This window comes from Mariniflexile sp. AS56 (assembly GCF_030552475.1).
Lineage (GTDB): Bacteria > Bacteroidota > Bacteroidia > Flavobacteriales > Flavobacteriaceae > Mariniflexile.
The window spans coordinates 1-23,180 of sequence record NZ_JAUPED010000010.1 but is presented as its reverse complement, the minus strand read 5'-3'; the positions used below and the strand labels follow the sequence as shown (position 1 = coordinate 23,180).

At 32.9% G+C, this 23,180-nt stretch carries 16 protein-coding genes and 1 pseudogene; 4 read left to right on the top strand and 13 right to left on the bottom strand.

Going from position 1 to position 23,180, the window contains the following annotated elements; all coding sequences use genetic code 11:
* Positions 1–16 precede the first annotated feature (16 nt).
* From Q5N74_RS12980 to Q5N74_RS12955, 6 genes are all read right to left on the bottom strand, one after another.
* Positions 17–355, bottom strand: a complete 339-nt coding sequence (locus tag Q5N74_RS12980; RefSeq protein ID WP_304389288.1) for a hypothetical protein — start codon at positions 353–355, stop codon at positions 17–19.
* Between the two features lie 39 nt (positions 356–394).
* Complete coding sequence (locus Q5N74_RS12975) at positions 395–1,396, bottom strand: family 16 glycosylhydrolase (protein WP_304389287.1); 1,002 nt, start codon at positions 1,394–1,396, stop codon at positions 395–397.
* A gap of 24 nt (positions 1,397–1,420) precedes the next feature.
* Positions 1,421–2,509 carry a sugar kinase gene (locus tag Q5N74_RS12970; protein WP_304389286.1) on the bottom strand — a complete coding sequence of 363 codons (1,089 nt, stop codon included), beginning with the start codon at positions 2,507–2,509 and terminating at the stop codon, positions 1,421–1,423.
* An 11-nt stretch (positions 2,510–2,520) separates the two neighbouring features.
* Positions 2,521–3,198 carry a bifunctional 4-hydroxy-2-oxoglutarate aldolase/2-dehydro-3-deoxy-phosphogluconate aldolase gene (locus Q5N74_RS12965; protein ID WP_304389285.1) on the bottom strand — a complete coding sequence of 226 codons (678 nt, stop codon included), beginning with the start codon at positions 3,196–3,198 and terminating at the stop codon, positions 2,521–2,523.
* A 174-nt stretch (positions 3,199–3,372) separates the two neighbouring features.
* Entirely contained in the window at positions 3,373–4,767 is a 1,395-nt protein-coding gene (locus Q5N74_RS12960) for a sulfatase-like hydrolase/transferase (protein ID WP_304389284.1), read from the bottom strand.
* A 167-nt stretch (positions 4,768–4,934) separates the two neighbouring features.
* On the bottom strand, positions 4,935–5,792 hold the full coding sequence (locus tag Q5N74_RS12955) for an AraC family transcriptional regulator (protein ID WP_304389283.1): 858 nt from the start codon (positions 5,790–5,792) through the stop codon (positions 4,935–4,937).
* A 333-nt stretch (positions 5,793–6,125) separates the two neighbouring features.
* Between Q5N74_RS12955 and Q5N74_RS12950 the strand changes: the two genes are divergently transcribed.
* Positions 6,126–7,181, top strand: a complete 1,056-nt coding sequence (locus tag Q5N74_RS12950; protein WP_304389282.1) for a T9SS type A sorting domain-containing protein — start codon at positions 6,126–6,128, stop codon at positions 7,179–7,181.
* A 917-nt stretch (positions 7,182–8,098) separates the two neighbouring features.
* On the opposite strand, the gene Q5N74_RS12945 is transcribed toward Q5N74_RS12950, so the two are convergent.
* The 7 genes and pseudogenes from Q5N74_RS12945 to Q5N74_RS12915 form a co-directional block, all read right to left on the bottom strand.
* Positions 8,099–9,826 carry a PKD domain-containing protein gene (locus Q5N74_RS12945; protein ID WP_304389281.1) on the bottom strand — a complete coding sequence of 576 codons (1,728 nt, stop codon included), beginning with the start codon at positions 9,824–9,826 and terminating at the stop codon, positions 8,099–8,101.
* Positions 9,827–9,832: 6 nt separating this feature from the next.
* Positions 9,833–11,716, bottom strand: coding sequence for a RagB/SusD family nutrient uptake outer membrane protein (locus tag Q5N74_RS12940; RefSeq protein ID WP_304389280.1), 1,884 nt, complete (start codon positions 11,714–11,716; stop codon positions 9,833–9,835).
* 4 nt (positions 11,717–11,720) lie between these two features.
* Positions 11,721–14,867 carry a TonB-dependent receptor gene (locus Q5N74_RS12935; RefSeq protein ID WP_304389279.1) on the bottom strand — a complete coding sequence of 1,049 codons (3,147 nt, stop codon included), beginning with the start codon at positions 14,865–14,867 and terminating at the stop codon, positions 11,721–11,723.
* Between the two features lie 592 nt (positions 14,868–15,459).
* Positions 15,460–15,717: pseudogene (locus Q5N74_RS12930) on the bottom strand (tyrosine-type recombinase/integrase); the annotation flags it as partial.
* Positions 15,718–15,983: 266 nt separating this feature from the next.
* Positions 15,984–17,240: a site-specific integrase gene (locus tag Q5N74_RS12925; RefSeq protein ID WP_304389278.1), complete on the bottom strand. Its 1,257-nt coding sequence runs from the start codon at positions 17,238–17,240 to the stop codon at positions 15,984–15,986.
* A gap of 308 nt (positions 17,241–17,548) precedes the next feature.
* The gene (locus Q5N74_RS12920) at positions 17,549–18,751 is read right to left on the bottom strand and encodes a site-specific integrase (RefSeq protein WP_304389277.1); all 1,203 of its coding nucleotides are present in this window, start codon (positions 18,749–18,751) and stop codon (positions 17,549–17,551) included.
* An 867-nt stretch (positions 18,752–19,618) separates the two neighbouring features.
* Positions 19,619–20,503 carry an SMP-30/gluconolactonase/LRE family protein gene (locus Q5N74_RS12915; protein WP_304389276.1) on the bottom strand — a complete coding sequence of 295 codons (885 nt, stop codon included), beginning with the start codon at positions 20,501–20,503 and terminating at the stop codon, positions 19,619–19,621.
* A 303-nt stretch (positions 20,504–20,806) separates the two neighbouring features.
* Here Q5N74_RS12915 and Q5N74_RS12910 point away from each other — a divergent pair, with 303 nt between their 5' ends.
* The 3 genes from Q5N74_RS12910 to Q5N74_RS12900 all read left to right on the top strand — a co-directional run bounded on the left by Q5N74_RS12910 (position 20,807) and on the right by Q5N74_RS12900 (position 23,134).
* Positions 20,807–22,225, top strand: a complete 1,419-nt coding sequence (locus Q5N74_RS12910) for an alkaline phosphatase (RefSeq protein WP_304389275.1) — start codon at positions 20,807–20,809, stop codon at positions 22,223–22,225.
* A 158-nt stretch (positions 22,226–22,383) separates the two neighbouring features.
* Positions 22,384–22,788: a hypothetical protein gene (locus tag Q5N74_RS12905; RefSeq protein WP_304389274.1), complete on the top strand. Its 405-nt coding sequence runs from the start codon at positions 22,384–22,386 to the stop codon at positions 22,786–22,788.
* Between the two features lie 175 nt (positions 22,789–22,963).
* The gene (locus Q5N74_RS12900) at positions 22,964–23,134 is read left to right on the top strand and encodes a 3,4-dihydroxy-2-butanone-4-phosphate synthase (protein ID WP_304389273.1); all 171 of its coding nucleotides are present in this window, start codon (positions 22,964–22,966) and stop codon (positions 23,132–23,134) included.
* Positions 23,135–23,180: the final 46 nt, after the last annotated feature.

Here is a 23,180-nt window from a genome sequence, read left to right as displayed (position 1 = left end):
AACTTTTAAATAAAAATTAAACTTTAGGTAATTCTTCTCTCATCCTTGCTAAGAATGGTTGAAGTTCCCCATTAGTTTTACCTGTAATTTTAGCCAAAATTTGATTAAATTTTGTGTTAACTTCATTTAATTTTGTTTTTTTCTCTTCACCTTCAGAACTTTTAGCAGCAGTCATATAATCCGTTATATAAGCATTTCTGGCGTCTAATAATTCTTTGTGTTGATCTTCATTTAAACTAAACTCTTTTACCGCAGCTTCAACAAAATATTTAATTTTCTTGTCCTGTGTTTTGTTTTGCGCATAAACTCCAGTGAATGAAGCTATCATAATAAGTACTAATGCTAGTTTTTTCATAATTCTTAATATTAATGTTTGTTTATTGGTTTTTAATAATTATACTTTTTTTTGCCAAACACGCACATATTCAATTTCAAAATCGACTATGCCGTCATCCTTTTTTCCTTCCGGACTATTTAATTCTAAATCTTCCTTACTATCTGGAACGCCATGCCAAGGGAATGTTTCTTGATCTAACCAAATATGTATTGGGCCTTTCATTACCCATCCATTAGGCAATTCTTGTTCTTTAGCATAAGCATCCACTTGTTCTTTTGTTGCTTGTGTGAATAATTTACCATCAACATACAGCTTCAAACCGTTTTCATCCCATTCTATGCCATACACATGAAAATCATCGGCTACTCTAAAGCCATAATCTAAATGTTCGGTATAAACAGATTTTCCTTTGCCTTCTTTACTCCAATCGTGAATAGACCACCAAAGTTCTCTATCCATCCATTCTTTTCCTTTTTGACGATGGTCACCAAATTGCTCAAAAATATCTAATTCAGTTTGACTACCCGTTGCCCAAAAGGCACTAGTAATTTCGGCATCGGCAGCTTTACTTTTTATTTCCATATAGCCATATTTAAACTCTCGACGACCAATAAAACAAGCGGTTGTTAAGTTTGCGAATTTTTCAATTTTATTATCTTTTCCCCAAGTTTGTTTATTATCATCTGCAAATGGAAAATCAGGTTCCCAACGGGTTTCTAAAATTAGCTTTCCGTCTTCTAATCTGTAGTTCCTTCCTGAAAATTGCGATGGAGCACGTCCTTTCCAAACGTTTTTATTTGGGTAATCTGGATCTTTATAAACCGGTTTCCCATTTTCAAATTTCCCAACAATGTACCATTTATCTTCATCAATGGTAGCTGCATCAAATTCATCACTCACATCTTCATTAAGCATCCAATTACCTGCATTATTTGGATCTGAAAATGGATAAACTGCTGAAGGATTTACTTCTGATTTCATAGAAACTGATTGACTTTTACAATTTAGAGTCAAAAAGCAAATAACCATCATCATTAATAATGCAGATATTTTTTTCATTTAAATTATTTTAGAATAATTAAATTATCTCACAACCCTACCAGATCCAGAACCACCCATAAGTGCTTCAACTTCTGAACGTGTTGAAAAGTTAAAATCGCCTTTAATTGAATGTTTTAAACAGGATGCTGCCACGGCGTATTTAACTGCTGTTTGAGGTTCTTTTAAATCTGCAGTTGTTAATGCAAATATTAAACCCCCAGCAAAAGAATCGCCGCCACCTACTCTATCAACTATGTTTTTAATTTCGTAAGATTGATAATTGCCATTGGCATCTAAAGGCGCGAAAAAGGCTTTATCTGAAGCCACATCATATAACATAGCACCCCAATTGTTATGTGAAGCCGAATAGCTTTCACGTAATGTGATAGCTACCTTACTCACATTAGGAAATTGTTTTGAAACTTGGCGCGCTACATCTGGGTAACGAGAGGTATCTAATTTTCCTGCATGTACATCTGTATCACCGGCTTTAATACCTAATACATCATGACAGTCTTCCTCATTTCCAATAACTACATCAATGAAAGGTAAAATTTTACGCATAGTTTCTTGTGCTAATTCTCTAGCAGTTTTTGATGCATCCCAATCCCAAAGTTTTCCTCTAAAATTTAAATCTATTGACACCGAAGCGCCAGCAGCTTTTGCATTTTTGGCTGCTACTAAAGTTGCTTCTGCAGCATTTTTTGAAAGCGCAGGTGTAATACCACTTAAATGTAACCAGCTTGCACCTTTAAAAATAGCATTCCAATCGTAAGCATCTGGTGGTGTAATAGCGATTGCAGAATCTGCTCTATCATAAATTACATTACTTGGGCGTTGATTGGCACCTGTTTCTAAAAAATACAATCCTAAACGACCTTTACTAGTTCGTAATACATATTGAGTATCTACACCCACGGCACGTACAGAATCAATTGTAGCATCCGCTAAAGCGTGTTTTGGAAGCGCTGTAACATAACGTGCCACACCACCAAAATTACAAATTGATGCGGCAACACTAGCTTCTGCGCCAGCATACGTCATATCAAATTGACGTGTTTGTCTTAATCTTAAATTTTCTGGAGCAGCTATTCTGCCCATTATTTCTCCAAATGTTACGACTGTGTTCATAATATTATATACTATTTATTAGCTTTAATCTTTTTAATTAATGTTCTGATTTCGGTGGCATTTTTAGTAATTTCTGCCCAATTTTCTGATTGGATTAATGGACGTTTTGCAACCCATGACCCACCGATTGCTGTGATTAATGACGATTCTAAATACGAACCTGCATTTTCCAAATTACATCCACCTAATGGAATAAATTTTGGATTTAAATATTGATAAGGTGCCACCATGTTTGTTAAGTGATCCATTCCTCCTGAAGATTCAGCAGGAAAATATTTAAGAACTCTACAACCTTCTTCAAGTGCCATTTCAATATCTGTTGGCGTCATAATTCCTGGTGCAAAAGACAAACCTTGTTTTCTTGCCTCCGCGATAATTTTAGGATTGCATCCTGGTGCTACAGCAAAATCTGCCCCGGCATCTACAACCGCTTTTACTTGGTCGATAGTTAATACAGTTCCAAATCCCAAACAAATTTCCGGCACTTCTTTCTTAATTAAACGAGCAGCATCCAGTGCCACAGGTGTACGCAGTGTTAATTCGATAGCATCAATACCGCCTTCTAAAAGTGCTTTTGCTACTGGAACTGCATGTTTTAATTCGTCAATGATAAGTACAGCTATAATGCCTACTTCGTCTATTTTTTTGATAATTTCTGGCGACATCGCCTGTTGTGCTATTGGATACATTTTGAATATTTAAAATTTTATAAATGCTATTCTCAAGATTTTTGAGATATTTCTCTTTACAAAATAACAGCATATTCAATGTTATAATTAAGCAAAACTTACCCACTTCATACATTATTTTACCTATTTAAGGAAATGGATAATCAACCTTGAAACTATAAAAGACTAGAAGAACTACTCAGATTTAAGTTTCCAATATTGATCCATACGGTCTATATCGTATTTTTCATACTCCCGTTTAAGCAGCCAAAGAGGTCTTTCTAAAGTAAGTTCCCAAGCAAAAATTTCTTTATACATTTTTTTTACAATGTCTGGGTATTTATTTGCAAGATTATGCTCTTCTGCGATATCTTTAGAAATATCAAATAGCATGGCAGGTCGGTCTGGAAAACGAATTAATTTTAAATCGCCATCTCTATAGGCAACTCTGGTTTCCTTTTTCCAAAATAAGGTTTGATGCGGTCTTTCCTTCTTTTCACCTTGAATAAAAGGCATTAAATTTACACCATCAATATCTTTTAATTCTTTAATATCTCCACCAGCTGCAGCAAAAAAAGTAGGGAGTAAATCGAAAGTGCTAATAGGGTAATTATAAGTTGAATTTTTCTTGATATGTTTTGGCCAACTCATTACAAAAGGAACGCGAATTCCACCTTCTAAATGGTTTGATTTTGTACCGCTAAGCGGTGTGTTGATAGACGCATTTTTATCGGAAGGACCGCCGTTATCGTTGGTAAAAACTATGATTGTATTTTCATCTAAACCCAGCTCCTTTAATTTTTTAATAACATTACCACAAGCTCTATCTAATGCTAAAGTCATAGCAGCTAATTCTTTTCTGTTTCCTGTAAGATTAGGGAATTTATCTAAATCTTCTTGTTTTGATTCTAAAGGTGTGTGAACTGCGTTAAAGGATAGCATGATAAAAAATGGATTATCTTTATTTCGCTCAATAAAATCAATAGCTTTGTCTGCAAAAATATCGGTAGCATATCCGTTTGGTTCCTCGAAATTGCCAAACCCATTTTCCATTCGCTTATCTTTATGGCCCTCTGCTAATTGATCTTTATACGCATAATAACTGCGGTCTCCACCTCTAAAACCATAAAACTCATCAAAACCTCTTTTCATGGGATGGTAGCGATCTGCATCTCCTTGATGCCATTTACCATATAATGCCGTTTTATAACCTTGCTGCTTTAAATAATCTGCCATGGTTATCTGATCTAATGGCAACCCCATATCCTCACCTTTTAAACCTGAATTTTCACTCATAAACCCAACTACATTAATTTCTTCATAACCAAATCTTTGTTGGTACTTGCCTGTCAAAAGTCCTGCCCGTGAAGGACCACATGTAGCATCGGTAACATAACCTTGTTTGAAAATTACACCACTTTTTGCAAGCTTATCAAGGTTAGGCGTTTTTAAATCTTTGCTTCCCTGAAAACCAAAATCTGCGTAACCTGCATCATCAGAAAACAACAAAATGATATTTGGTTTTTTTTGTGCATAAACATTATATTGAAATACTAAAGTAAGTAGAATTAAAAGCTTGATTGTTTTCATGATAGATAAGAAATTATATTAAATGATATACTTACTTAAAAAAAGTAAATCGTATTTATCAATACAAAGGAAAATGAAAACAGTATAGTATCTCTATTAAAAGTTACCCTTTTAATACACATTATTACCCTAATCAAGGGATGCTCTAAATTTAAGATTGAAAAAAACTACAGAGAATATCTATATTCTTTAGGAGTACTAGACATAATTTCTTTAAACTGCTTATTAAAATTAGGTATTGACTTGTAGCCTACTGAATAACAGATTTCAGAAATAGGCAAATCTTCTTGAACCAATAAGCGAGACGCATTTCTAATACGTACTTCATTTAAAAATTCAGTAAATGATTTGTTCGTCATTTTTTTGAAAAATCTGCAAAAAGAATTAGTGGTCATACAAGCAATGTCAGCTATTTCAGTTAAGGTAATTTCTTGTGAATAATTATCTGAAATATATCGAATTACGGAATCTAATCTATCAGGTTTATCTAAGGAATATTGACGCATATCTGAAGATGACAACAAGGTTTTATCTTCAACTTTTGACAATCGATATAAAATATCCAAAACTTTTATTGACTGCTGAGTAGATGATAAATATGGAATCTCCATTAATTCATTATGAAGTTTTTTGCTAACACTTCTTCCAAACGATACACCAAATTTTGATATATCTAGAAGCTCATTAATTTCTGAAAATTCAGGATTTTTAAAGGTATCTTCACCTATAAAGTTTTTTAAAAACTTTATAACAATCGTTTTAACTCTTAAACCTTTGTTGTCTTCATAATATTCTGGGTCATTTCTCCAAAGATGTGGTAAATAACCACCAACCAAGACTAACTCACCTGGGTAAAAAGGCGCTACACTATCACCAACAAAACGTATGCCTGTACTTTTAGATATATATAATAACTCAAATTGTGGGTGGTAATGCCATGCTACATCCATGCAGGGTTCATCACGCTCATCTGCAGTTAAACGTTTATTAATATATGTATTTGAATCTTTTAAAACTAGTTTCATCTTATGGCTTGTCGGTATTAAAAAAAATGTTGCTTACTATCCATTTTTTCATATACTAATATAAAAAAAAACAGTTACATAGCAATTTAATAACGGTATTTTAACTTACCTCCCCTATTTTATGTAGAATATTCGAACAACACATAAATTATCTAACCAAATTTACCCACAAAAACTATTTATAACATTCTTAGACTTCCCTCAGTACAATTAAAAACACTTTTTAAAATAAGGTAATTTTTATTAATAGTAGGGTAATATTTACCAGTACTAAAGTCTTTATACGCAGTAAATTGCACTATCAAATATTCTAATTTTTAAATCTGAAACATTATGAAAAAAATTTACTCAACCATTTTATTTGTTTTTGCACTTGTTGCAATTACAAAGGCACAAACAACTTTAACTGCAGGCGATATTGCTATTGTTGGCTACAAATCGATTAACACGAATCAAGGTGCCATCGCCTTTATTATATTAAAAGACATTGATGCCGGAACTGTTATTGATATTTCTAATCGTTCATGGTTAGCTGATCAAACAGGTTTTACTGGTTCATATGGAGTTGATGATGTATATACCTGGACTGCGACCAACGCAATACCTTCTGGAACCATTCTTACATTAGGGACTGGTGAGGTTGTAACTAGAGTTACCGGAGGTGCATCAACATCTGTTGGTACCACGGTAAAACAATCTCCAGGTGGCACTACTGCGGGTTTTAATTTATTATCTAACAATGCAAGTAACGGAGATTCAGTTCTGTTTTTTCAACATTCAGGTGCATTTGATGAACCAACTGATGGAGCATCAGCAGGATGGATTACTGGAATAAAAACAGGAATTGATTGGGCTGAAGTAAAAGCAGGCACCGCAAATGCATTTTGTGCAAAACCTACAGCTTTAGATGGTGCCGATTTAACCATCTTATTCCCATTTGGTGCTGGTACAACGATGCAAAACGGCGTTTATAATGGTCAATTGCTAGGAAGCGCTAGTGCTTTAAGAGCGAGTATCAGCAACATTGCAAATTGGACAACAAGCTCGCTTAATGCAAACGATGGTGGCGCTCATATTTATAAATTATGGAGTTATGCGGAAAGTGATGGTACTGATAACGGTCAAATTGGATCATCTGGCACTTTATCAACAACTACAAATACAGCTTTCGAATTTTCAACATATCCTAATCCAGCAAAAGATGTGTTATATATTAATACAAAAGAGCCATTACAAAAAGTAGAAGTATACGACCTTTTAGGTAAAAATGTACTTTCTGTTAAAAATAATACTGAGCACATTAATGTATCGTCATTAAACAAATCACTATATATTTTAAAATTAACTTCAGCTAATGGAGTTTCAACCAAAAAATTCATAAAAGAGTAATTAAAATCTTAAAATTGTTTATAAAAAAGCTTCCTTAGTTTACCCTTTGGAAGTTTTTTTTGTGCCATTAATCTTTGGAAAAGCATTTAAATATATGGCAACACTTTGTTTTATTTCTCTAATTTTGAAGTTACTAAACATTGGTACAAACACCGACCGAATATAAAACGATTGAAAAAACGGAACACTATTACAGAAAAAATCATCCTGATATAGTAATCGTTCGAAAAATAATAGACACCCTTTTTGATAAAAAAAATCATCTTTTAAAGGGGAAATTTGTAGGTTCCATAATTAATAACAATTTTCAAGAATCTACAAATTATAATTTATAAAAATATAACCGTCAAAGGAAACATCATAACAGATTCTAATACGATTATTGTAAAGTTAACAATACCTGATAACAGCGAGAGAATTATCTCTGCTATTTCAAATACCATATTACTTATTTTTTTGTGTGTTATTCTAATTATCGCAATTAATAAATCAACAGATATCATTACTTATTTCATCTCAATAGTAACGTTCGGGTTACCTGGATATCACTTAAATTATTAGATTGATTTCATATTGTTATTAACCTAAATTAAATGACTCTGCGTATTTTATTGCCAAAGAAATTAAAGAATAATACTTTTGATTATTAACTATTTGATTCCAATGGAGTGTATAGTATTTACATTAAATATTTCCCTGAATATTATCAATATAAATTAAACACTTCTATATCTTAAACAGAGTAAAAAACAAAAACTCGGTTAAAAAAAAAGGTAATCACATTAATATGTAAATTACCTTTTCTCTTAACTCTTTAATTTAATAATTATCTGACTCATTAGGTTTTAACCTAAAGCATCAATTAAGTTCCTTAAATCTATACAATACTAAATTATAAATTTCTGTATCTAAATTTTTTATCTGGTTTCTATTTTTAATACTTTTAAATTATCAATATAAAACACTTGTCTTCCTGTAACACCACTATTGTCGGCATTTCTCACATTAAAAACAACATTCCCTCCTAGCGTTCCATTCACAGAAAAAGTACGCTCCAGAGTAAACCATTCGCCTATAGCGGGTGTATTAAATGGAATACCCACCCCAGATGGTGATGACGACGCACCTTGCATTGCATTGAATATGCCCATAAAATTACCACTTTCAACAAACACATCAAATGTAAGTTTATAATCCCCTGTAGGTATGTTAGAATTTGATACTGTATTATTTATTAATCCAAAATATCCTTGCGTAGTTACTAAAGGTAAAACAAGATTGTATTTCATTGAAGCACTACCGTCGCTAGCCTTTTCAGTACTTCTTGCTGCATATAAAGATCCGTCGGCATTGGTGATTTGACTTAAATTATTACCTACCACAAAATGTGTATAACTTTGAGCTCCTGTTGTACTTGATTGAGAAGCCTCTTCAAAACTAGGGTTAAAAGCATTTGCTAAATAATTAATAAGCAAAGGAGAAACTGTTGCGTTATTGAATGGCAATAACTGCCTATCATCAATAGCTATAATAGCTGTGCCATTGTAAGAAAGCTTAACGGTGTCTGAATTTAATATAGGTTGCGCAAGCTCTAATTCAATCATGGTTTCATCTGTACTGCTTACTTTAGCTGAAGTCACAGTAAAATTTTGATTGAAAGATCCATTTACAACGTTAACTGAAAAATTATTTGTCAATCCTGTAAACGACTCTAATATTCCATTAACCCTAAATGCGATATTTTTAGTACCAGGGATATTGTCTGTGTCTGCAACTGCAAATGCATTACCGTTTATGGTAAACGGTTTTGTAGATGGAATTACTTTAATAACTGCTGGTATTGCTTTTGTTTGTTCAGAATATCTAAGCGTATTGTTTCCTTTTTTAGCTCTGGAAACAGTTAAAACTGCCGTGTATTCCCCAACTCTATTATAAGTCACTACTTGTTCAATTTCTGTACTAGTTACTGGCTGACCTCCTTTAAAATCCCAAATTCTATCACTTGGTCTTCCTGTTGTTGTTAAATCTTTAAAGGTTAATTTTGAACCAGCTTCGATAGTAATAGTAGTAAAACCACTAGTATTATCTATACTTGGGTTTTGGTTAGCTGAAAGAATCACCTCTTTACCATCTTCCAAATTTTTAACAGAAGCTTCTGCATTTAATTTGGCATGTACATCATATTTAAAAACCGTCGTTAATTCCCATAAGCCATCAGCAGTTTGTACAGCATCCTTCCCATATAAACTTACGGCTTTAGTAAACTTGTTTTTTAAAGTTACCGTTGTTTCTCCTTCTTCTTGAAATAAAACATGTACAGCATCTTTCCAATGGGTATTACCTAATTCAGGATCAATAAATCGTGCTAAATCAAGACTATCTTTTCTTGTTAATTCTGAGTTTAAAAAACGAGTACCATTTTCAATGGTCCAATATCTTGAAACAACACCTTGGGAAACATCCGTTAGTGAACTAAAATCATCGATAGAAATAGGAATGCTATTTGCTATAGTACTTGCACTAATGTTATAAATACCAGTTGTAAAAACTTGCGGCTTGCTAAAATCTGAAGGCTGGTTATAGTCGTCAATAGTACAACCTACTAGCGCTACAAATAATAATAAAATTAGATTATATTTTTTCATAATTTCTTAATTTTCATATCCGTTATTGTTAATATCTTCTTCGTTTGGTATTGGTAAATACCCAGCATTTTTGTTATAATTCCCAGAAACTCCTACAAATTCTTGAAATATTTTTTGAGCTTGTTGGGTACTAGCATCCGCTGGAACGGTTGATGCATCTACTGTTATTATATCACTAATAAATCCCCCACTTACATTGGTGTTTGTTCCTCTTGCTAATGCTTGTGTAATAGGTCGTCTACCAGTTCTTGGAAAATCTACACCTTTATAATATATAGTGCTTAGGTCTGTAAATCGCTGTGGAGCTATGTTCCATCTTCTTAAATCTATAACACGTATAGCATGACCTTCTAAAGAAAGTTCTAAAGGTTTTTCAAAATACATAAGTCTTTTCATTAAGGTAGTTTCATCATAAGCCACTCCTGGGTTATCCATTTGACTGCTTAAATCTAAAGGCATTAAAGCCCATCTATCACGAATTTTATTAATTTCATTTATTGACTCCTGAAGTTTCCCTTTATATATATAGCACTCAGCTAAATTTAATAATACCTCCGATAAACGATTAATTACTACATTTTTACCCGATTGCTGTACGCCGCCTGGAGTAGCTATTTCACTTGCCAAACCTAAATCATGATTTGTATATTTTTTAAAGGCTACAAAATCACCTGTATTATTACGTAAACCTGGCCATGACCCCGCAGCAGCTGGAAGGGAGTTTAAAACATTAGGAAATGAATATATTGGCGTGTCTAAATCATTATTTAAAAACAACATATTTGAAGATCTTAACGATTCACGGCGCGTATTTAAATTTCCGTCTCCTGTAGTAATAGTATTTACAGATTTACTAGTATCCAGTGGATCGTTTTCATAAGCCATAATTAACCAAGCTGCTGGTTGCATAAAACTTTGTCCGCCAAACTTAAAATGAGAAGCTCTCCAAGCCAATCGATTACTTGGGCTTGCTTCGTTAAAAACATCAAGTTCCTCACCAAATGTATTTGTGTAAGGAATTTCGAAAATAGATTCCTTATTAAAATCTCCTAATGTTGTAAACATTTTTGAAACACCTAAAGTTTTATTGTCTATTTGCGTTTCAAGAGTATAACCGTAACTGTCTCTTAGTTCTTCATAAAGAGTTATAGCTTTATCAATAAGTGCCATGTTTTTTTGTCCGCCCTCGGTAGCTTCATATAAATATGAATTAGCCAAAATCATTTTAGCAGCTCCTTTGGTTACTCTACCTAACTCGGTAACTTCAGAAGGCATTGGTAAGTAAGGTAAAGCGTCTTCCAAATCTTTTCTGAAAAATGCGATAACTTCAGCTGAAGTTGAAACATCTTTATGTCTAAACTCTAAATTAGATTCATATTTGTCTCTTATGATTACAGCTCCTTTGTTAAAAACTGAATGTGCATAAAAGTGATACAACCCCCTGAAGAAAAGTGCTTGTGCACGTTGTTCATTCCAAGCTTTTACTTGATTGGCTGTGGATAATGTAGGCTCAATTTTATCTAAGGCTGCCAAAGCTTGATTTGCTGTGAAAATCCCACGATATAATGCGCCCCAACGTTGCTCTATTCGTCTAGTGGATGGCGTAACAGTTTGATAGTAATAATCTAAATGTTCTGCTTGACCAATACTTGGCGTTAATCTGTTTTTGGCAGCACCAATATCGGTTCTAAAGTTATCTTCTTCAATACTCAACACGTAGTGGTTGAATAATGAGTTATAAACACCATTAAGAACTCTATTTGTATCATCTAAATTATTTACAGACTCGAGAAGTTCTGGAGCGTTGGGGTTCGGTTCTTCTAGGTAAGTTTCACATGAAAAGCCTAAAAGAACTAAAAGTATTACGTAAACTAATTTTATATTTTTCATTTTCTTAAAAATTTAATCTTAAACCTAAATTATAACTTGCTGTAGTTGGAATGATGCCATTATCTATTCCTTTAAATTGGATATTATTACCACCAACTTCAGGATCTAGACCTGTATAATTTGTAATTGTAAGAACGTTTTGTGCATTGGCATAAATATTAAACCTTGTAAGTCCTAATTTATCTGAAACCTCTTTAGGTAAGGTGTAACCCACAACTACATTTCTTAAGCGAACAAATGATCCATCTTCAATGAAGAAATCGGAGCTTCCATTATAATTGTTATCTCCAGATGCCCTAGATGTGCTTCTAAAAGTTGGAATATCTGTATCTTCATTGACTCCTGGAATGTATTGATAAATTAGATCTCTATGACGACCCGCTTTCATGGCACTAGCTCTTGTAGCATTATATACTTCATTACCTACAGAAGCAAACCAATTAGTAAGGAAAAACCAATTTTTATAAGTGGCTTGAATATTAAGACCCATTTCATAATCTGCAAGTCCGCTACCGCTGTAAACTCTATCTCCTTCATCTCTTAAGGTACCATTATTGTTAGAGTCAACATATTTTAAATCACCAAGTTGTCTGGTTTCACCATATTTAGCATTGTATGCTGCTAATTCTGTAGCATCTTTAAAAATACCATCAGTTTTGAATACTAGGAAAGAACCTGCTTCTCTTCCTTCCTGTAAACCAATTGCTCTTGCTAAATTGTCGCCAAATACTGGTGTGGTAGTAAACATTTGTAATCCGCTTTCAGATTGAAGGTTCGTCACTACGTTTTTGTTTGTAGTGAATGTCCCTAAAATGTTAAATCTAACATTACCTACTTTTGGTCTATATCTTAATGTAGCTTCAAAACCTTTATTGGTCATGTCTCCAACATTGAAAACGGCAAATCGGCTACCTGTTAAATCACGGTCTGCTTGTACCGAAGCACCAAAACTCGAGTTTATTTGAACTTGAGTTAATAGATCCTCTTTTTTAGTAGTATAATAATCCGCAGTGAAAACTAACATACTTTTCATAAAACTTACATCAATACCAAAATTAGCCTGTTTAGTAACCTCCCATTTTAAATCAGGATTACCGAACTGTTGTTGAATAATTCCAGAATTTTCTTGATCCGTACCACTCTCACTTTGAAAGTTTGCATTGTAGCCTACCGCTACAGGACTATATATGGAGTTAGGGGTAAAACGGTCGTTACCTGTCGTACCATAACTAGCTCTAAATTTTAAATTATTTACCGTTTTTTTAAAGCCTTTCCAGAAATTTTCATCAGAAACTGTCCAACCTAGTGATGCAGAAGGGAAAAATGCATATAAATTATCTTTTGAAAATTGATTGGAAGCATCCATCCTTGCGCTTGCGCTTAATTGATATTTTCCATCATAATCATAAAGAACACGACCTACGGTACCTACTCGTTTCGTTTTATAATCTGGCTCTACTGTAGACGGCCCTGTAAAATTTAAAGTGACATCGGACCCTAATTCTTCTCCAATAGTTGCAGTAGATAAGTTAACATAAGGATCAGAAAATAACAATCCCCTTTTTACAGCACCAATAGATGAGAAATAATCTTGTTCAACATTAATAATTGCGAGTGCATTTATTTTATGTTTGTTAAATTGTTGATCGTAATTTATACCACCATTCCAATTGATTAATACATTACGAGATCGTCCTTCATATATAAAACTATCAGAAGCTGTACGTAAATTGTTACCATTATTATCAAATAACGCAAAAGGCGGTTGCACTTGTTTTTCTTGTTCATTTTCTATAACACCACTAATTAGCGTTGTTAATTGAAAATGATCATTTAATTGATATTTAATATTAGTACTTGCTTCAAATCTATCTCGACCAACTTGTCTGTCTCTTGTTATAGCTTCTAATATTTGACCATAAGCAGAACTTGCTCCAGTATCTTCATTTTCACTGGTGAAAGATGTTGTGTTGCCATCTACTTGATCTAGGTAAGGTAACGCACGTTGTCCAAAAATAAGTAAGTTGAAATTTGGACGTTCTCTTTCATCAACAGTAAAACCAAATCCATTATCTATAGTAAATTTCCCTTTAGTTAAATTAACGTTGGCTCTTAGGTTGTATCGCTTTAATTTAGAATTTATAACGGTACCCTCCTGATTAAAAAGTCCCATGACAACACTATATTTTATATCTTCACTACCACCCGAAATATCAAAATTGTATCTATTTATAGTAGAAAAATCATTTTCAGTAAAATCTCTTAAATCATTATCATTAAGCAAACTATATCTGTCTGAACTTGCAGCAGAAGTTGTTCTCGTTGGATCATTCAAATCAAAAAAGATTTGCTGATTGGTATTCATAAGAGGTGTTTGGCGTGTAATTATTTGCAGACCATTAGTAACCTCTAACCCTACTTTAGTATTTCCAACTTTTCCTCTTTTCGTTGTTACTAAAATAACACCACCTGCAGCTCTTGTACCATATATAGAAGCTGAAGCCGCATCTTTTAAAATATCCATGGTTTCAATTTCATTAGGATTCAATCCAGGATCTCCAGATTGCGGAACGCCATCTACAACCCATAATGGTGAATTTGAACCTGTTAGTGATGATATCCCTCTAATAGTAATTGCAGAACCTTCTCCTGGCTCACCACTATTAGCTGTTACGCTCACACCAGCTATTTGACCCTGTAATGCAGCACCAATATCACTTGTTATTACATTCTCAAGTTCTTCTGCTTTTACTTGGCCTACCGAGCCTGTAATTTCTTTTTTCTTTTGCGTACCATAACCAATAACTACCACTTCGTCTAGCTCTGAAATATCCTCTTTCATCAAAACATTTAATTTAGGTCCAGTTACCTTTATAACTTGTTTTTGAAAACCAACATAACTAAAAGCTAATTCACTGTTAACTTTAGTCTCAATGGAATAATTTCCATCAAAATCACTCACAGCTCCTTTTGAAGTTCCTAGCACCAAAACTGTCACACCAGGAATAGGCATTCCATCTTGTCCAACAATTGTTCCTTGTACTATTACGTTTTTAGTTTGGGCAAACATGCCTCCATGTAAAACTAAAATCAAAATGAGCAACCATTTACTCAAAAAGTTTCTAGCTATCAATTCTTTTCTCAATTTCATTTGATTTATTTTAGTTTAGTTAAAAAATCAGATATATAATGATTTAATTTCCTTATTGACTTTGGATTTAATTAAACACATTTATAGTATTTGGTAAAATTAATTGTTATAGAGGGAATGAAAACACCAATATTTACCCCTTGCTAATTAAATTTTACCATTATAATCAAAAAATTTCTGATTATGGTTTTTAATTGAGTAATTGTAGATTAAGTTAAGCCATTTACCTTGAATGGAAGATAACAGAATTGAAACATTCAAGTTAAATTAAGATGATTTGTAATCATATATTAATCTATCCGAAATTTTTCTATTCAAAATTCGTAATAGGTTCAATAAATGCTTCATTTAACACAGCGCTTCCAGCTGGAACCACAACTTATGCATTTGCAAATATACAACTTCATTATCTCACTACTGGACATGGTGAGTTCATGCTTTCTTGTCTCTTTTTAATAAAGAAAGGGGTCTTTATTTTAGTAATTCATTTTCATATTGCCTCACACACAAAAAGATCTAATACAAAAAACTATTAAGACTAAAGAAGAGCGCTTTATTATCTTCACTAAAATCAAATAGAAATAAAATTTCATCAAACAATTCTTAAAGAGTTTGTATTATTAGAGCCTATAACACCTTCTTTTTTCGATTCAATCACTCTTAAAGTTTGTGCGAGTTTCCACATATCCCTACTTACCTTTGTTTCAATAACCCGGGCATACTTCTGGGTTGTAGAAATCTTTTTATGGCTCAAAAGATTTGATACCGTTACCAGCGGTACATTGTTTAAAAGGGTAATCGTGGTGGCAAAAGTATGACGGGCAACATGAAACGTTAGTTTTTTATCAATACCACGCTAAGACCAAAATTAAACAATAATAATGTTCATTGAATTAAATAGGTTCATTATTCTTGAACACAATTAAAATATGAACATATACAATTCCAATTTTATTTACAATTTGTAAATCGCGAATTGCAAAATTAACTTTGAATAGTTTTGTTTGCCTTTGGCCTTAATAATAAAAACAAAATGTTAAAGTTTGTTAAATCGGTACAAATTCGGTGACCATTAAAAATGTTGCCCTTTCGAAAGGCTTATAAACACTAGAAAGTTCATTTTCTGGTCCTTCTCTCTGGCACCTTTTTCATGCTCAAAAATTGATCTCTTAGCTTTTTCATATCATCACTGACCTTTCGCTCTAGGACCTTAGCATAGATTTGGGTTGTGGATATTTTAGAGTGACCCAACAATTTTGAAACCGTTTCTATGGGAATACCATTACTCAGTGTGACCGTAGTGGCAAATGTATGTCTGGCTATGTGAAAGGTCAGATTTTTATTGATGCCGCATACATCTGCAATTTCCTTTAAATAAGAATTCAATTTCTGATTTGATATTTTAGGGAACAAACTTCCTCTAGATTTCGATTTATGGTTATTTTTATATATCTCCATAATTTGTAAAGCTTTCGGCAATAAAGGGATTCTAATGTGCTTGGTCGTTTTTTCTCTTTTATAGTGAATCCACAATTCGCCGTCAATCCCAATATTGATATTGTCTTCTGTTAAGTTTATTACATCGATATAGCTTAAACTAGTATAACAACTGAATACAAACAGATCCCTTACCAGTTGCAACCGCTCTATCGTAAACTGTTTCTCCTCTATCGCATTTAATTCATCTGAACTCAAAAATCCTCTTTCGTTTTTTATAATATGGGACTTAAAGTTTATAAATGGGTCTTTTTCCATCCACCCCAATTTAAGCGCTAGATTAATAAGTTTCCGAAAGCGCTCTATATGTTTCATCACCGTATTATTACCCATTTTCCTTTGGTGATCCGTTGGAACATATCCCCTTAGATATTTTTCGAACATGAGTATAAAATTATAATCGAGTTCCCTCAAATACATATCAGTGGTCTTGTAACGCTTCAATAGAAACTTTGATATATACTTTTCAGTAGTATAATAGTTTTTTTGAGTGCCCCACTTAAGTTTGCCCTCCATGTCCTCATAATGGTAGTTGATGATATCTTTAATGGAATGATTCTGCTCATCATCTCCTAGGTATCTTTCCTTGATGGCATTTGAGGTTATTAGCTTACGCTCTGTCTTCAAGTCTTGGTAGCATTGGAAAAGGTCACTGTTAACTTGTTCTAGATAATTGTTAAGTGTCCGGATGCTTTGGTTTGTTCCACGTGCCCTACCCCTATGAGCATCCCAATCCGATACGCGAACTTTACGTTTTAAACTCAGCGTTGCTCGCTTGCCCTTTACTGTTATCCTTGCATAAATGGAAGCTTGACTGTCTTTTACTCTTGCTAAATCTGCCCAGAACAGAATACCTAAAGTACTTGTTGTTTTCATGATTTCGTCTTTTAGTTAATACTTTTTATTACCAGACGAAAGCCAAATCACTTTAAAGATACATTTAATATTCCGAACAACCGATGGATTTTAACAATTCGGTCAACACATTTCGAGAATTAATTTTGTTATCCGAATTGTTGACTTTTTTAACATAATTTTTTGTTTTATTTTGAAATCGTTATAAATGCAAAAACCTGTAAATCATACGATTAACAGGTTTTTGATATGGATTGATATACTATTTTGTCGGGATGACAGGATTTGAACCTAAACTTTCAAATAAATAAATACCAGTGACATTTAGACTAAAAATTAATTACTTTATCTAGTGCCTCATCTGTATCCTTCTGAAGAAAGTTTGTTTGGTACTGTATGGTAGTTGTAACCGAAGAATGCCTGTATAATTTCTGTAACATTTGAATAGGAATTTTGTCACCAGAAATATTTCCGAAACTATGTCGTGCTATATGCATACTCATTTTCTTGTCTATTCCAGCTTTTTCTGCAACTATCTCTAATCGTCTATTAAAATTCCTTGTGGCAGTTTTTATTCTAGTTCTTAATAATCTATTATCAGAAATATCCACTCCTTCCAACTCCCGAAATAAATACACTGAATCCTCTTCCCTTTCTAATTTATCTAAAATTTTTAAAACTTTATCTGGCACTTTTAATGATACCAATTTACTGTTTTTATCCATTCTATAATATAAACGGTCATCCATAAAATCTTTCCATTTTAATTGGAGCACATCACTTACTCGAATTCCTGCAAAATAAAAACTTAGCAACCATGCAGACAATGCGTATTCCTGTGCTTTGGTTAAACCTTCAACATTTTCTAAAGCGGTTATTTCAGTCATGTTTAATCCAATCTTTTGGGTTTCAGGAAATTTTATCGGGTATTTACCTTTTCCAAAGGGATATAACTTTGCATCCGCTGAAGAATTGGTTATTGCCAAATTAAAAACAGTTCTAATGGTAATCATGTAATTTATAACTGTGCGTCTAGAAAGATTACGCTTACTGAGCAAGAAGTTCTCAAATTCCATAAGCAATTCAATATTTATTTCAGTAAAAAGCAGTTTATCCTTTTTAAGAAATTCTTTAAAAACTTCTACTCGCCTAGTTTCAATATCCAATTGGTGAAATTTCTTCCTGTTTTCAATATTTTTCAAATAAGCTTTCGCAACTTTAAAAAAATCACTTTCATTATTTGAAACCATTTGTTTCTTTATCTTTTTTGAAGATAGATATTCCTCTTTTATTTCAGCGTTTAACAAACTTCTATTCGCTTTGGATAATTTACTAATGATAAGTTGATTGATTTCTAGATAATCTGGATGGGAATTTTTTACACGACCATTTTTAGAATCCCATTGATTCAATTTAATTGCCTGCCCCAAATAAACATACGAAGGTTTTCTATCCTTAATAATCCTAATGGATATAGGATGCAGATTTTTTGAATTCGGTCTTTTGACCAAAAAAGGAGATACTGAAGACATAACTGGTCAATTTTAAATCAATGTACAATTCTTGAAATTAAAGCTCTGCTAAAACATAGCTAAAACATTATACGATATCAAACGCCATCATTGAACATCATAGAATATTGAAAGCGCTTTAAATTATTGATTTTAAAGGTATTTGTATTAAAACGAGATACAACGCTCTCAATTCATAACCCGGAGGTCGGGGGATCGTGCCCCCCTCTCGCTACCAGTAAACACAGGGAAACCCAAGGATTTTAATTCTTGGGTTTTTTGTTTGGGTACAACATAGCTAAAACATTTGGTACTTTTTTCCTCTGGTATCACAAACACACACAAATCGCAACAAATTCAAGCAAACTCTTATTATTTTCTTACAATAGTTCTTCGGAATAATGAAAATAAGCAGGTAAACCTCTCATTTACAAAAAAAATAACATTGGAATTTTTTCTTAATTTTTTATTTTGGAGATGGACTAACATGCCATACAACTCCCTTTCTGAATAAACAAGTAAAAATTGATGATTTGGCAGAAAGAACATTATGTTAAAGCTGACTCTGGTGATAACTCGATTGTGGGATCGTGCCATCATCAAGCTACAAGTAAACAAAGAAAAACTCAAGGATTTTATTACTTGAGTTTTTTATTTTGATAAAGCATTTGCTCTTTATTGAGTCCGCGTTCCAAACTCACATAAATTGGATCAAATTCTATTATACGGTAATATTTACATTATAATGAATCATTCTTTAAAGGTGACTTTGTAATTATTTGATTTTTTTTAAAGTTATAAATTTTAATTCCCATATAGCCTTAATTATTAATTAGCGCATAGCTAAAAGGTTAAACGCTATTTTAAGTGAAAATTGAATATCGGCAATTATCGAACCCCATGAACCGCCATTTCTAAAGTATACACAGAATCCATGGCTGTAATGAAAAGTATTTTTCGATCCCTCCCTCCAAAAGTAACATTGGCTGTCCAACTTTCTGGAACCACAATATGCGCTATTTGTTCACCGTTTGAATTAAATACAGTTACCCCATTTCCTGTTAAGTAAACATTACCTAAATGGTCTATTGTCATCCCGTCGGAACCCATTTCTACGAATAATTTTTTATTAGAAAGCATTCCATTGGCTCCCATGATATAGCTGTAAGTTTTTTTATCCCCAATATCGGCAATATATAATGTTTTGCCATCGGGCGTACCTATAATTCCGTTTGGTTGAACAAAGTTATCTTCGGCTACAATTGTTGGCACATGCGTATTTTTAGCTAGATAATACACTCTTTTCTCTTTTTGTTCGGGCGCTTTATGGTTCCACCAAGAACGCTGATAAAAGGGGTCTGTAAAATAAATGCCGCCACTGGAATCTACCCAAAGATCATTGGGCCCATTCAATTTTTTACTATCAAAATCTTTAATAAGTACCGTTACCTTTTTTTCCGAATCTATGCGCCATAATTCATTCTTTTCATCGGCAGCGGCAAGTAAGTTTCCTTCATTATCAAAATAGAGTCCATTTGAGCGGCCGGATGGCTTCATATAATCTGCTACCGTATTATCCATGGCGTTCCATTTTACAATACGATCATTTGGTTGGTCTGTAAAATAAATATTACCTAGTTTATCTACGGCAGGACCTTCGGTAAAATTAAAACCATCTGCAAGTAGAGTCAATTCAGCTCCAACAGCAATAATATCTTTGTTATTCTTTTGCTGAGCTTTACAGGAAACTTGTATTATAAATAACAAACTCACGCAAATGGATTTTGAGAAAAAAATTGATGCCTTTTTTTTTGATGGATGTCTCATTTAATATTGAATTATTATTACTATTTAGTTTGGGAATTTACAACAATATGCGCTCGAATTAAAATCATTATAACTAATTATAATCCATTTAAAATTTAAATTCATAAAGCCATAATTTCATCTATACGAATAAATTACCCTTGGCAACTATCATTTTTAGTAACTATTGCAACATATTTACCATAAAGAAGCCTGTTTTGTTACATCCTAAAAAGATAGCGCACTGTACATTTACTTAAAAAAAATATTATGGTAAAATTAATAAAAAATAGTGTCCTCATTTTAATGGCATTTTTTTGTAGTATTGGATACAGTCAAACTGAAACAAAAGCAAAATATGTGTTTTTATTTATTGGAGATGGTATGGGGTTAAGTCAAATTTATACTACAGAAATGTATTTAAATGCAAAGCCAGATGAAATTAAAATCGATAAACTTTTAATGAATAGTTTTCCCGTAAGTTCAAATATGACCAACTATTCAGCCAATTCCTATGTTACCACATCGTGTGCAGCAGCAACAGCGATGTCTACAGGATTCAAAACGAATAACGGCATCATAGGAAAATCGCCCGACCAAAAAATATCGTATGAAAACATCTCTGAAAGGGCAAAAAACGCAGGTTTTAAGGTAGGCATATTATCTAGTGTTATGATTGATCACGCCACTCCAGCATCCTTTTATGCGCATCAAAATTCTCGTAATATGTATTACGAAATTAGCATGGAGCTACCCAATTATAATATTGATTATTTTGGAGGCGGAGGTTTCCATTATCCAAAAGGTGGAAAAGGAGACCAACCCGATGCATATGAAAATGCTATAAATAAGGGCTATACCATTGCCGACACTCATGAGGAAATTAGAAATTTAAAAAATGGCGATGAAAAAATAATTGCTATAAACCCTGATATGTATCCTTCAGGTGAATTTTTCTGGGCTATTGATAAAAAAGAAGAAGCGCTTTCTCTTGCCGATTTCACAAAAAAAGGCATTGAAGTTATTGATAATGACAAAGGATTTTTTATGATGATTGAAGGCGGGAAAATTGATTGGGCATGTCATGGAAACGATGGTGTTTCCATGGTTCATGAAGTACTTGCATTGGATGACGCTATTAAAGTAGCTTATGATTTTTATAAAGAACGACCCGATGAAACATTAATTATAGTGACTGCAGACCATGAAACAGGCTCTTTATACACAGGAATAAATTATGCGATGCAGCCTGAGTTGTTGAAATACCAGATAACTTCAGTTCAAGAATTTAAAAGAAAAATGACTGAACTTAAAACTGCGGATCCAGAAGTTTCATTTAATACTCTTTTAGATGTAATACAGCTAGATTTTGGCTTAGGCAACAGTGCTATAGGGTTATCATTAGATGACAAAGATTTAGCCATGTTAAAGTCAGCTTATGACAAACAATTTAAAGGAAACAAAACTATAAACGCAGACGCTGATTATTTAAGTAAAAACACAGTAAAATCAATAGGCGAAACAGCAGCCTATATTTTGAATAATAAGGCTGGAATAACATGGGGCTCTGGCGATCATTCTGGCACGCCAGTTCCTGTTAAAGTTATAGGAAAAGGTCAAGAAAAATTTTCTGAATATTTTGACAATACCGATTTACCTAAGAAAATTCAAAACATTATGGGCATTTAAATCAATCATTTTAGTTGAAATTCTTTTAAAATTCTTTCAATTAATGTGATAAAAAAACAATATCCCATTGTCGAAGAATCAATATTCTTTTTACAAGTTATCAAAACAAGAAGCATTAAATTAATTAAAAAACACAATAAATCTAAAATTAATAAAATATGAAATACCCATTATTATTCGCACTATTCTTATTACAAATTATTGGTTATTCCCAATCGGCTGATGTAAATGGAACTTCTGAAAAAGTTGATGACAAGTTGTTATTAACCATTTTTCTGAAACACGATCAAAGTATGAATTTAAATGAAATTGAAAAGATAAGAACCGATCAAGGGTTTTATGAAAATTTCCCGCCAGAAGGCGTTTCTGTAGTTAATTGGTTTGTGGTTATGGGAATTGGCCAAATGGTGGTATTGGAACTCCCTGCTTCAAAATTAGCGGCGGTAAATCTGGCGATTGAAAGAACCGCATGGAAAGCATTTAAGTCAGAGTTTTATCCAACTTACGACTTATACCCTATTATGGAAAAAAAGTTAAAGAATAAGTTGAAGGTTACTTACTAGAATTCTAGTTTTTATAAATAATTAAATGAACCTGATGAAGCGCTAAATAAGATTGCTAATTAGGCCTAAAAACAAAGCTTATTGATTTCTAAAAAAAAATCAATTTATTGACCTATGTCAAATAATCTGACTTGAGACAACACTAGTTTTGCAATAGAATTTATAAAAACAAAAAATGATACTTGCAGAAATAGATACATTACAAACAATCGATATTAATAGTCAAGAACGGTTAGAAAAAGTATTAAAACATCTTCAAAACGGAAAAGGAATTATCTTAATGGATGACGAAGACAGAGAAAATGAAGGTGATTTTGTAAGCTTCCCCTATAACCGAACTGTTTAAAAGTGTAAAATAATTATTAATTTTAAACAGTATTATGAGAAAAAGT

Bases quoted from the DNA above. Each gene is read 5' to 3' on its own strand.
- Q5N74_RS12975 (WP_304389287.1), bottom strand. From the start codon at position 1,396: ATGAAAAAAATATCTGCATTATTAATGATGATGGTTATTTGCTTTTTG.
- Q5N74_RS12905 (WP_304389274.1), top strand. From the start codon at position 22,384: ATGAAATACCCATTATTATTCGCACTATTCTTATTACAAATTATTGGT.
- Q5N74_RS12940 (WP_304389280.1), bottom strand. From the start codon at position 11,716: ATGAAAAATATAAAATTAGTTTACGTAATACTTTTAGTTCTTTTAGGC.
- Q5N74_RS12955 (WP_304389283.1), bottom strand. From the start codon at position 5,792: ATGAAACTAGTTTTAAAAGATTCAAATACATATATTAATAAACGTTTA.
- Q5N74_RS12970 (WP_304389286.1), bottom strand. From the start codon at position 2,509: ATGAACACAGTCGTAACATTTGGAGAAATAATGGGCAGAATAGCTGCT.
- Q5N74_RS12910 (WP_304389275.1), top strand. From the start codon at position 20,807: ATGGTAAAATTAATAAAAAATAGTGTCCTCATTTTAATGGCATTTTTT.
- Q5N74_RS12980 (WP_304389288.1), bottom strand. From the start codon at position 355: ATGAAAAAACTAGCATTAGTACTTATTATGATAGCTTCATTCACTGGA.
- Q5N74_RS12950 (WP_304389282.1), top strand. From the start codon at position 6,126: ATGAAAAAAATTTACTCAACCATTTTATTTGTTTTTGCACTTGTTGCA.
- Q5N74_RS12900 (WP_304389273.1), top strand. From the start codon at position 22,964: ATGATACTTGCAGAAATAGATACATTACAAACAATCGATATTAATAGT.
- Q5N74_RS12965 (WP_304389285.1), bottom strand. From the start codon at position 3,198: ATGTATCCAATAGCACAACAGGCGATGTCGCCAGAAATTATCAAAAAA.
- Q5N74_RS12945 (WP_304389281.1), bottom strand. From the start codon at position 9,826: ATGAAAAAATATAATCTAATTTTATTATTATTTGTAGCGCTAGTAGGT.
- Q5N74_RS12925 (WP_304389278.1), bottom strand. From the start codon at position 17,240: ATGAAAACAACAAGTACTTTAGGTATTCTGTTCTGGGCAGATTTAGCA.
- Q5N74_RS12935 (WP_304389279.1), bottom strand. From the start codon at position 14,867: ATGAAATTGAGAAAAGAATTGATAGCTAGAAACTTTTTGAGTAAATGG.
- Q5N74_RS12920 (WP_304389277.1), bottom strand. From the start codon at position 18,751: ATGTCTTCAGTATCTCCTTTTTTGGTCAAAAGACCGAATTCAAAAAAT.
- Q5N74_RS12960 (WP_304389284.1), bottom strand. From the start codon at position 4,767: ATGAAAACAATCAAGCTTTTAATTCTACTTACTTTAGTATTTCAATAT.